Raw genomic sequence first — 10,586 nt, 5'->3', positions numbered from 1 at the left:
CCTGCTAGGTGCCCAACTCCGCGACCAGGGCGTCGACGACCGCAACCAGATCGCCGCCGGTCGCTTCCGCAACACGGCGTTGGCGCTGGTAAGACGCGCCACGACGGGGAATGTCCGCTACCGACGCCAACTCGTCCGCGCACCCGAGTGAGACCGCAATCGGCGCCAGGTCGTCGAGCAAGCGATCCAGATCGTCAGTGACGAGGCACTCGTTCGAGTCGGAGTCGAGGATGATCTCGGCGTCCAGTCCGTATCTCGCTGCGCGCCACTTGTTTTCCTTGACGTGCCACGGCTGCATGTTCGGCAGAGTCTCACCGGCGGTCAGTCTTCGGTCCAGGTCGACGATGAGGCAGTGGACCAGAGCAACGAGTGCGCCGAGTTCTGCGCGCGTCGAGACGCCGTCGAACACCCGGACCTCGATGGTTCCCCACTTCGGTGCGGGACGGATGTCCCAGTGCATGCCACCGATCTTGGTGATCACACCGGTCTTCATCTGGTCGTCGATGAACGACTCGTATTCGGCCCAGTTCTCGAATTGGTACGGAAGGCCCGCGGTGGGCAGTTGCTGGAACATCAACGCGCGATTTGACGCGTATCCGGTATCCACACCGGCCCACATCGGCGAGGACGCCGACAGTGCCAGCAGGTGCGGATAGCGCTGCAGCAGTGCATTGATGATGGGGAACACGCGGTCCGCGGACGAGACACCCACGTGAACGTGCACGCCCCAGATCAGCATCTGCCGACCCCACCACTGCGTGCGTTCGATGAGTTCGTCGTAGTCGGGCGTCCGCGTGACCAACTGCGTCGACCATTGCGCGAACGGATGTGTGCCCGCGCTGATGAGGTCGACGCCGAGCGGATTCGCCGCGCGACGCAGCAGATCCAGTGACCTGTCGAGATCACTCATCGCCTCGCCGACCGTCGAGTGAATACCCGTGACGAGTTCGACGGTATTTCGCAGTAGCTCCTTGGTGATGTGCGGGGTCTCGGAGCCGGCAAGCTCTTCGACCGCCGAAAACACCTCGGCTGCTGTATTGGAGAGGTCTCTGGTCTTGCGATCAACCAGCGCGATCTCCCACTCCACGCCCAGCGTCGGGCGCGGCGAACCTGGAAATGGAACTACCACGCAGAGAATCCAATCACAGTGTCGGTAAAAACACCGTGCTGGCTACTGCGTGGTAGTCGCCGGAAGTGATGCAAAACTCAAGTGAGTTGTCAGCTCTTGGCGATGACACCGCAAGCAACGCGTCCGCCTGCGTCACCGGTGTCGAGTGTCTGCTGATCCGGTGCCGGCGCGTAGCGCGTCGGGATGTTGCCGAAGTTGTCCGCACCGGCATGGATCATGACGGAAGTTCCACCGTTCGCGACCAGTTCGTCGACGGTGAATGCATCGGTCGTGGTGACCAGCGTGGCGGTGCCGTCTTCGAGGACCTGGACCGAAGTGAGGTCACCGCTGGCCGGATGGCCCGTGTGGCCCTCGGCCTGGAAGTGTCCGCCTGCCGAGAGGAAGTTACCCGGCTCTCCGCCGCTCGGAGCTACGGAATTGGTCTCGCACTTGGCAACCTGGTGAACGTGGAATCCGTGGAATCCGGGGGTCAGGCCTTTGGCGTCGAGGGTGACCTTGACGTCGCTACCTTCCTGCGCGAACGTGACCGTTCCGACCTTGGCGCCGTCGGTGCCGTTCAGTGTTGCGGTGACCGTTTCGGCAGAAGCGCCGGCGTGAGCCGTCTCGGAACCGTGGCCGCCCGCGCTTTCATGCGCGCTGGGATCGGCTGCACCGGTCCACACCGGAGGAGTCGTGCCGGGGACGCTGCTGGGCTCTTCGCTGTTACTGCAAGCGGTCAAGCCGAAAGCGGCAATCGCGACTACAGGGGCAACGACGCGCCAGGACATACGCCGGGTGCTGCTGGGGGCCATCGAACCGCTCCTTTGAGGTGGCGAGAAAGTGCTTCTGATCATAACGGCGCGTGTAGTAGCTGGAACCGACGGGTCAGTTCCACCTTCACGACCGGTCAGTTGGAGGTCACGATCACGATCACGCCAGGTGACGCGTTCGCGATGCCGGCGAATCGAGGTTCTGCGGTGACTCCGAGTTCAGCTGCGATCTTCTGCGCCGCTGCCTTCTCCGCCGCGGACGATCCGTAGTACACCGTCGTCGTACTGACGGTGCCCTCGCTGTAGTTACCCGTCTCCTCGACGTTCCAACCTGCTGCCGTCAACTCCTCGGCAGTGCCTGCTGCCAGGCCGGAGACGGTGCTGTTATTGAGAACTCGAACGCTGACATTCGACGTGTCGGTGCCGCTCGCGGAGCTGGAAGTCGTGGTCGTCGCAGTTCCCGAGGGTCGCGACGTGGTGGTGGTATCGCCCGAAGCGGGTTGCGTCGTCGCTGCCGGCTTGGAGGTGGCAGGGGCCGCAGCGGGAGCACTCGTCGTGGCAGGCGCCGATGATTCGGTCTGCTCTGCTGCGGTGTTCTCGTCCCCCGATCCACCGTCACCCGATCCACCGAGAGAGGCTGCTCCGAGACCGATGAACACGATCGCCAGAGCGATCAACACCATGGCGATTGCGCGAAGCGGAGGTCCGGACGGCTGCTCTTTCGGGGTACTCACGATGTCGACCTTATCGCCAGTACGTGGACAGTCCGCTCATATGTACGCGTGATTCAGGTGACCTCGAAGCCGAGGCGCCGAGCGGCCCTGGCCTTCTGACGGCTGGCACGCAGACGACGCAGGCGCTTGACCAGCATGGGATCAGCCGCCAAGGATTCGGGGCGATCGACCAAGGCGTTGAGAACCTGGTAGTAGCGGGTTGCCGACATGTCGAACAACTCCTTGATGGCCTCTTCCTTCGCGCCGGCGTACTTCCACCACTGGCGCTCGAAAGAGAGGATGTCGTGTTCCCGGCGGGTGAGGCCGTCTTCGCCGACCTCGTGCATGCCAGCTGTATCTACTACCGAATCGTCGGCGCCAGTGCCTTCGGACTGGTTCCGACTACGCGCGGTTGCGCCGTCCATGTCACTCCTCGACTGCTGTGCTCGGCGTCAGCGAAACTCGTATGCCCGGTGTTCTTGTTCCGACCGAATTCTCGCGGCCGTGAGTTTCCCGGTCCCCTGGCCCGAAGGTAACTCACAATTTCCCCCGCGGCCCACGTTCCGACCGAGCAACGAATTACATCGCTGTTCTTCAGCAACCATTGAACCATGATCGAGTGTGCGGGCCGTGATAACTACGCGGGCGCGCCGCACTATCCTTGTCCGCATGGCTATCCTCCCCATCCGAATCGTCGGCGACCCGGTACTGCACAAAGCGACAGAGCCGGTCACTCAGTCCCCGGCCGAGATCGCCGAACTGATCGCAGACATGTACGAGACGATGGACGCCGCCAACGGCGTCGGTCTGGCGGCCAATCAGGTCGGTGTTTCACTCCGAGTCTTCGTCTACGACTGCCCCGGTGACGACCGCACCAGCGAGCGTCGACGCGGTGTCGTCGTCAATCCAGTACTCGAGACCTCCGAAATCCCCCAGACGATGCCCGATCCGGACGAAGACTTCGAGGGTTGCCTTTCCGTCCCCGGCGAGCAGTTCCCGACGGGCCGCGCCGATTGGGCGAAGGTCACCGGCACCGACGCCGACGGCAACCCGATCGAGGTCGAGGGCACCGGATTCTTCGCACGGATGCTCCAGCACGAGACGGGCCATCTCGACGGCTTCCTCTACACGGACGTGCTGATCGGGCGCAACGCGCGCGCCGCCAAGAAAATCATCAAGCGTTCCGGTTGGGGCAAGCCCGGTCTGACGTGGACGCCGGGCACCGTCGACGATCCGTTCGGTCACGACGACGACGATTACGAAGACTGAGAATTCTGCTCTGAACGGCAACATTTCGATCGGTAGCCGGGTGGTCCTGCGATACAAGCTCCCACCCGGCTACTCGCATCCCATGACCGACGTCATCGGCATCCTCGAGGGCGCCGATCCCATCGCCGTCCGCGCCGGCGACGGTCGTCTGGTCCAAGTCTCCGCCGATCAGGTGATTGCACTCAAGACTCTCTCGGCCCGTCCGATTCGCATCGGCGAGATTCGAAACCTCGAAACAGCGGCCGCGGCGGCATGGCCGGGGGTCGAGCAGGCCTGGATCGACGGTTGGTTGCTGCGCGCCGGTCACGGGTTCACGGGTCGCGCCAATTCGGCTTTGCCACTCGGCGGTTCGGGGACGGTGGCAGGCTTCGACGCGAGCACTCTCGAACGGATACGCCAGTGGTTCGGTGACCGCGATCTGCCCACCCTGCTGCTCCTCCCCGATCGGCTCGGCACCGCGCCGGACGGGTGGATCTGCGAGAAGGAAACCATCGTGATGGCGGCCGATCTGGGCAACGTCACGCTGCCGCCAGGCCCACCGGTCACCTCTTTCTCCTACCGCCCCGACCACAACTGGTTGTCGATGTACGACGCCAACGCCGATCCCACACACGTCGAGGCGGTCCTCACCGCCGTGGTGGGCAGCGCAACTTTCGCCGCGATCGGAAACACCGATACGACGCTCGCCATCGGGCGCGCAGCGCTCACCGAAGCGCCCGACCACAAGCGCTGGATCGGGCTCACCGGTATTCACGTCGACCCCGAACACCGTCGTCACGGAATCGGGTCGCTGATCTGCGGGGATCTACTCTCCTGGGGTTGCGAGAACGGTGCGACGCACGCGTACCTCCAGGTTTCGGCCGGGAACTCCGCGGCGATCGCGCTGTACGAGCGGCTCGGGTTCGTCGAACACCACCGCTACCGATACGCCACCGATCCTGTCGGCGGCTGACGCTAGGCTTGCCCTCGTGCGCATCGCTACTTGGAACGTCAACTCTGTCCGTGCCCGTACCGACCGGATCATCGACTGGCTCGGTCGATCCGACGTCGACGTCCTGGCAATGCAGGAAACCAAGTGCAAGGACGAGCAGTTTCCGTACGAACGCTTCAAGGAGATCGGCTACGAGGTCGCCCATGTCGGGTTGAGCCAGTGGAACGGTGTCGCGATCGCTTCCCGCGTCGGCTTGGAAGACGTGCAGATCGGCTTCGAGGATCAGCCCGGGTTCGACAAGGACCCCGAGGCCGATCCGGTCCGCGAGGCACGCGCGATCGGTGCGACCTGCGGCGGTGTGCGGGTGTGGAGCCTGTACGTCCCCAACGGCCGTGATCTCGAAGACCCGCATTACGCCTACAAGCTGGATTGGCTGGCCAAGCTGCGCGACGACGCGGAGGGCTGGCTCGAGCAGGATCCCGAGGCGCAGATCGCCTTGGTCGGCGACTGGAACGTCGCTCCCACGGACGACGACGTGTGGGATCCCGCATTCTTCGAGGGCAAGACCCATACGTCGGAGCCGGAGCGAGCGGTCTTCACGGCGTTCACCGAATCCGGGTTCGCGGACGTCGTCCGCCCGTACACCCCCGGCCCCGGTGTGTACACATACTGGGACTACACGCAGCTTCGCTTCCCGAAGAAGCAGGGCATGCGAATCGACTTCATCCTCGGTTCACCGGCATTCGCAGCGCGCGTCGAGGCGGCCGAGATCGACCGGAACGAGCGAAAAGGCAAGGGCGCCAGCGATCACGCTCCGGTGATCGTGAGTCTCGGGTAATCGTAAATCTCGGAGCGTGGTCGTCTGTTCGTAGTTGCCGGCGGTCAGTCCTCGACGAGCAGTTCCAGATACTCGGGATGCTCGCCGAGGTACCGCTGAACGTAGGTGCACACGGGACGTACCGACCACTCACGGTCACGGGCACAGTCCATCGCGAACTGCACGAGTACCGCTGCCAGCCCCTGCCCGCCGTACTCTTCCTTGACGACGGTGTGCATGTACGCGACCACGTCGCCGGCTTCGGCTCCGCTGCCCAGAATCTCGTCCTCGTCGCGATAACCGAGGATGCCAACCAACTCGTCGCCGGAGAGCAGTTCGAATCGTTCGTGCGACGGATTGTCCACGAGCGTCACTTCCGGTGAGGTTCCGGCTTTCGAGTTTTCGATGTCGTTCATAGCGGCGACCTCCACGGCACGATGTGCACCTGCGCGATCGGCGACAGCTGCGTTCGCACGCTCTCCATAACTGTGATCCATGCCACTCATAGAATCAGCTACCGACGACGCTGTCCCGGATTCGACTAATTTTTGCACCGGAAGCGACCGGATCGCAATCGCCGTTCGCGCGGTCGTTCGTACCGTCGTTCGTGCAATGGATGGACCGAGCTGCCGTTTCCCCAGGTCCGATCGGTAGGCTCGTCGTCGTGAAGCTGCTGCCCCTGACCCCCGCCGGACAGACCCCGATTCGGGCATTGACCATCGCCGGAACCGATTCCGGCGGTGGAGCCGGTATCCAAGCCGATTCCCGCACGATGGCGATGTGTGGAGTGCACGCCTGCGTGGCCGTCGCCGCCGTGACGGTCCAGAATTCGGTGGGTGTCAGCGGTTTCCACGAGATTCCGCCGGAGATCGTCGCCGACCAGGTACGCGTCGTGGTCTCGGACATCGGTATCGGCGCAGCGAAGACGGGAATGCTGGCATCGACGACGATCATCGAAGCGGTGGCCGCGGTGGCCGCCGAGGTGGGGATCGGGCGCGACCGACCGATCCCGCTCGTGGTCGACCCGGTGTGCGCGTCGATGCACGGTAATCCGCTGCTGCACGAAGAAGCGCTCGACGCGGTCCGCAACACCTTGATTCCGGCTGCCACGGTGGTCACTCCGAACCTCGACGAGGTTCGGTTGATCACCGGCATCGAGGTCGTCGACGACAAGAGCGCCCGCCGGGCGGCAGAAGCGCTGCACGCGCTCGGCGCTCAGTGGTCCATCGTCAAGGGCGGTCACCTTCGAACGTCTGAGTTGTCCACCGACCTGCTGTTCGACGGCGACCGCTTCCTCGAATTCAGCAGTGCCCGGATCGACACCGGCAATGATCACGGTGGTGGTGACACATTGGCTGCTGCGATAACTTGCGCTCTCGCACACGGCTATTCCGTTCCGGACGCAGTGGCATTCGGCAAGGAGTGGGTGACCAAATGCCTCGAGGCGTCGTACGACCTGGGCGCCGGCCACGGTCCGGTGTCCCCGCTCTGGCGGCTCCAGGTCTAGCACTCGGGGTCTAGTGCGCTAGTTCCGTCGTACGCGCCAGATTCCCAGATCGACGGGAACTCCGTTGGGCGTGGTCGCGAAAAACCCTCGCCGCCATGGCCGAATCGTGAGATCGAGATCCTCCAGGGTGCCGGCTTCGAGTTCCTCGAGAGTTGTCGCCGACATCATGACGTTGCCGTCGCCGCCCAAGCCCATCATCCGGGCGGCAATGGTTACGTCGACACCGAGCCAGTCGTCGCCGATCTGACGCGGAGTTCCCGTATGAAGGCCGACGCGCATGCGTGGGGTATATCCGTCGAGGTCGACTCCCGCGAGCGCGTCCTGTGCGTTGAACACCGCCTTCAAGGCCGCATCCGGGCGAATGAACACCGCCATCAGGCCGTCGCCCATCCGTTTGACGACGTGTCCGCCGTTGTCGGTGATCGGGGTTTCCACGGCCTGCGCCACTGCGCGCAGAAGTGTCAGCGTGGCGCCGTCACCGGCTTCGAGCGACCAGGTGGAGAAGCCGACCAGATCGGTGAAGACGATGGTCAGTTCTTGATCCCCGCGGCCGCGACCCATCTTTTCCAGCGCTGCCTGCCATACCTGCAGTGCTCCGAGGCTCACTTCGCGAGTGGCTGCCGGCTTCTGATCGAGCAATCTGTCAGCGACGCGGGCCACGGCGCGGGCACCGCCGGGGCCGGCGAGCGAGAGCGGATCCCCGAACCCGGGATCGCCGGGTAATGCCCGCCTGAGCCGCCTTAGCGCGTCGATGAGCTGCTGTCGACGGTTCAGTTCTGCCGCAGAGTTCAAGACGACGTCGACGACGCCTCGAACCGAGGAGGGAGAAGCACCTGTCGTGTCGGTGCTCTCCGGGGACAGATCAGCCATAACTCAAGCGTAACTCAGAGTTACAGACAGTGTGCTGCCGCGGTTCTCGCACAGTGGCCTCCTGGTCGCTCGCGCAATCGATCAGTCAATCATTCGGTCAGTCGATCACTCGGTCAGTCGATCATTCGGTTCTGGCCTGTGTCCGGGCATCGCCTACGGGCACTCCGTTGGGCCCGCTCAAGTCCTGGGAATACGTCGCAACTCCGAAGGCTACTGCAGAAGCATTGACGGCGAGCGCTTCGCGATCGATGTTCGCAAGGTTGTCCTGGGCACTGTGGTAATTCGGGTCGAAGGTCTCCTCCGCTTCTCCGCCCCACTTCTCGGCCTGAGCCGGCGTCTTGCGTTCGTCGGCGCCGCTGAACACTCCACCAGCCGGGATTCCGATCTCGATGAACGGGCCGTAGTCGGAGCGCCCGTCGAAGTCCGTTCCGTCCGCCGCAATTCCTCGCCCGGCGAGAAAATCGACGAAAGTGCGCTCGATGCCCGCCGACCCCTCGGGCCCGGGCCCCTCCCCCACGGCATCCGAGTTGTCGCCGTCGTAAGCCAGGTACCCGGCGTTGGGCGAACCGAGCATGTCGAAATTCAGGTACAGGGCGATGTCGGCCCGATCCTGATCGCTCAGGCCCTCGACGTAGCGAGTGGAGCCGACCAATCCCACTTCTTCCGCTCCCCAGAATGCGAAGCGCACGGCATTTTCGATGCTCGGTGAGCCTCCCATCTGCAACGCGGTTTCCAGTACGGCGGCGGTACCGGTTCCGTTGTCGTTGATTCCGGGACCTTCCGGCACGCTGTCGAGGTGGGCGCCCACGACAACCACGTTGTCGGTCGCGCCGGTCTTGGTCTGTGCAATCACGTTGCGCGACTTCGTCGTTTCCGTCGACGTGTCGAGAATCAGCGTGAGGTCTCCGGGCGCTGCCGCAAGAGCCTCTCCCGACGCCTTACTCACCCCGCCCGTCGGGATGCGGGCGTCTTCGGGTTCACCCAAGGTAGCCCCGCCCAGCATTGCGTCTTCGTTGTTCGCAACCAGCAACGCTGCCGCGCCGCGGTCTGCGGCGATCTTCTGCTTGTCGCCGAACGGGCACACTCCGCGGGTGACCAGCACGATGGCACCGTTCACGTCGCGGCCGTCGTAGTCGGTGGCCTCGCAACCGGGAGTCTCGTCGGCGGGAATCGCCACCAGACGCGCCGTGATTCCTGTCGGTCCCGTGGACGTGGAATACGTCAACGCCCGCACCGGAACATCCGAGCCGTCAGCGGCTTTCAGGGATTCGGTCCCGGGATCGAAGGAGCTGAAGTCGAATTCCGGGGTGCTGACGTCGAAACCCTTGTCTTCGAGCAGGTTTGCCACGTAGTCGACGCTGGCGTCGTAACCGGGGGTTCCGGCCGATCGATTGCCGTCGTTGTTAGCGGCGATCTTCTCGAGTTGCTCCAGATGCCCGGTCACGGCGTCGACCGTGACGGTCTCGGAGAATGCAACCGGGTCTGTCGGGACTGCCGCTTCACTTCCCGACGAGCATCCACTCACCACGAGCGCTCCAGCCATTCCGACCACAACCACACCGAAGAGTCTCATCTTCGGAGGATATCGGCCGAAGCACAGGAAAGGGACCCAGTACGAATGGTTTTTCGTACTGGGTCCCTACTCTGCTGTCACTCCTGGTTCTCGGTAGGTCTCCCGACAACACCTACCGAGGGAGCGACAAGATCAGGCGTCGCGACGATTCACGATGACGATACTTACTCCGAAAATCACCAGAACGAAGGCCGCGAAGTAAATCAGGCTGCCCCAGGGTCCCCAGTGGAAATCAAGGCTTCCGCCGCCAGGGCTGAGGAAGTGGTTTGCATTCGCGAACGGCAGGAACGGAGTGATCTTCTCGCCGACACTGCCGAACAGTCCGAACAGGCTCTCGATGAGCAGCGGCCAGAGCAGGAGCAACGCAATAGCGCCGGCCGACTGACGGATGATCGATCCGACGCCGACAGCGAGGATCACGCACAGGAAGGCGTAAACCGGGATGCCGTAGATCGCACGCCAGTCATCGCCGGTCGACAGGGTCAGACCCGAGCTGGCCTCGGAACCGGCCATGGCCTTGGCCACCGCGTAGGACCCGAAAGCGAGGACAAACGTCAGCACCGCACCGAAGGCACCGATGAGACCGGCCTTGGCGATCAGAACCGAGGCACGGTTCGGAACTGCCTGGAAGGTGGTGCGGATGGTCCCGAAGCGGTACTCACTGGTGACCGCGAGGGCCGCCATGATCATGAGAACCATGATTCCGAAACCCGAGATCCCGGCTGTGGCGACGGCGGTGTCGAGGTCGGGTGCACCCTGGACGTCCGAAGACGTCAGAGCCGACTTGGCAACGGCGCCCATGATGGCTGCGAAGCCGAGCGCGAGCACAACGATGATGACCGAGCACCACAGCGGCGACTTGGTCGTGGTGATCTTGATACGTTCAGCACTGAGAACAGCCATTACAGTGCACCTCCCATAGCCTGCTGTGTGTTTGTGTGGTGGGCTCCGGCACCCGGATCGACACCGGACGCGTGGTACTGGACATCGTCTCCGGTCAACTTCATGAACGCATCCTCGAGCGACCC

The 10,586-nt window shown here is 63.7% G+C and carries 12 protein-coding genes and 1 pseudogene; 4 read left to right on the top strand and 9 right to left on the bottom strand.

All coding sequences use genetic code 11. The annotated features are described in order from the left end of the window. Positions 1 to 4: 4 nt before the first annotated feature. The 4 genes from R4P65_RS00065 to R4P65_RS00050 form a co-directional block, all read right to left on the bottom strand. On the bottom strand, positions 5 to 1,129 hold the full coding sequence (locus tag R4P65_RS00065; RefSeq protein WP_230816830.1) for a glutamate--cysteine ligase: 1,125 nt from the start codon (positions 1,127 to 1,129) through the stop codon (positions 5 to 7). 89 nt (positions 1,130 to 1,218) lie between these two features. Continuing rightward, on the bottom strand, positions 1,219 to 1,920 hold the full coding sequence (gene sodC / locus R4P65_RS00060; protein WP_230816829.1) for a superoxide dismutase[Cu-Zn]: 702 nt from the start codon (positions 1,918 to 1,920) through the stop codon (positions 1,219 to 1,221). A gap of 95 nt (positions 1,921 to 2,015) precedes the next feature. Further along, positions 2,016 to 2,612 (bottom strand): LytR C-terminal domain-containing protein, encoded by a 597-nt coding sequence (locus R4P65_RS00055; protein ID WP_317825021.1) that lies wholly within the window; start codon positions 2,610 to 2,612, stop codon positions 2,016 to 2,018. A 53-nt stretch (positions 2,613 to 2,665) separates the two neighbouring features. Continuing rightward, positions 2,666 to 3,016, bottom strand: a complete 351-nt coding sequence (locus tag R4P65_RS00050) for a DUF3263 domain-containing protein (protein ID WP_007730120.1) — start codon at positions 3,014 to 3,016, stop codon at positions 2,666 to 2,668. A 244-nt stretch (positions 3,017 to 3,260) separates the two neighbouring features. Here R4P65_RS00050 and R4P65_RS00045 point away from each other — a divergent pair, with 244 nt between their 5' ends. Genes R4P65_RS00045 through R4P65_RS00035 form a run of 3 tightly spaced genes read left to right on the top strand, consistent with a single transcriptional unit; the run spans position 3,261 to position 5,629 of the window. Further along, the gene (locus R4P65_RS00045) at positions 3,261 to 3,860 is read left to right on the top strand and encodes a peptide deformylase (RefSeq protein WP_230816827.1); all 600 of its coding nucleotides are present in this window, start codon (positions 3,261 to 3,263) and stop codon (positions 3,858 to 3,860) included. Between the two features lie 40 nt (positions 3,861 to 3,900). Then, positions 3,901 to 4,812 carry a GNAT family N-acetyltransferase gene (locus tag R4P65_RS00040; RefSeq protein ID WP_317825019.1) on the top strand — a complete coding sequence of 304 codons (912 nt, stop codon included), beginning with the start codon at positions 3,901 to 3,903 and terminating at the stop codon, positions 4,810 to 4,812. A gap of 16 nt (positions 4,813 to 4,828) precedes the next feature. Then, positions 4,829 to 5,629: an exodeoxyribonuclease III gene (locus R4P65_RS00035; protein WP_317825018.1), complete on the top strand. Its 801-nt coding sequence runs from the start codon at positions 4,829 to 4,831 to the stop codon at positions 5,627 to 5,629. Between the two features lie 44 nt (positions 5,630 to 5,673). Here the strand turns inward: R4P65_RS00035 and R4P65_RS00030 are convergent, their stop codons facing one another. Beyond that, the gene (locus R4P65_RS00030; protein ID WP_317825017.1) at positions 5,674 to 6,105 is read right to left on the bottom strand and encodes a GNAT family N-acetyltransferase; all 432 of its coding nucleotides are present in this window, start codon (positions 6,103 to 6,105) and stop codon (positions 5,674 to 5,676) included. 167 nt (positions 6,106 to 6,272) lie between these two features. Here R4P65_RS00030 and thiD point away from each other — a divergent pair, with 167 nt between their 5' ends. Beyond that, the gene (gene thiD / locus R4P65_RS00025; protein ID WP_317825016.1) at positions 6,273 to 7,115 is read left to right on the top strand and encodes a bifunctional hydroxymethylpyrimidine kinase/phosphomethylpyrimidine kinase; all 843 of its coding nucleotides are present in this window, start codon (positions 6,273 to 6,275) and stop codon (positions 7,113 to 7,115) included. Between the two features lie 18 nt (positions 7,116 to 7,133). Here the strand turns inward: thiD and R4P65_RS00020 are convergent, their stop codons facing one another. The 4 genes and pseudogenes from R4P65_RS00020 to R4P65_RS00005 all read right to left on the bottom strand — a co-directional run. Beyond that, the gene (locus R4P65_RS00020; protein WP_317825015.1) at positions 7,134 to 7,985 is read right to left on the bottom strand and encodes an adenylate/guanylate cyclase domain-containing protein; all 852 of its coding nucleotides are present in this window, start codon (positions 7,983 to 7,985) and stop codon (positions 7,134 to 7,136) included. 121 nt (positions 7,986 to 8,106) lie between these two features. Next, entirely contained in the window at positions 8,107 to 9,558 is a 1,452-nt protein-coding gene (locus tag R4P65_RS00015) for a M28 family metallopeptidase (protein ID WP_317825014.1), read from the bottom strand. A gap of 132 nt (positions 9,559 to 9,690) precedes the next feature. After that, positions 9,691 to 10,461 (bottom strand): ABC transporter permease, encoded by a 771-nt coding sequence (locus tag R4P65_RS00010; protein WP_317825013.1) that lies wholly within the window; start codon positions 10,459 to 10,461, stop codon positions 9,691 to 9,693. Further along, a pseudogene (locus tag R4P65_RS00005) lies at positions 10,461 to 10,586 on the bottom strand (ABC transporter ATP-binding protein); the annotation flags it as partial. The gene R4P65_RS00010 and the pseudogene R4P65_RS00005, both read right to left, overlap by 1 nt.

Origin of the sequence: Rhodococcus sp. IEGM 1318 (assembly GCF_033142465.1) — a bacterium.
GTDB lineage: Bacteria > Actinomycetota > Actinomycetes > Mycobacteriales > Mycobacteriaceae > Rhodococcus_F > Rhodococcus_F qingshengii_B.
This window is presented reverse-complemented; position numbering and strand designations above follow the sequence as displayed.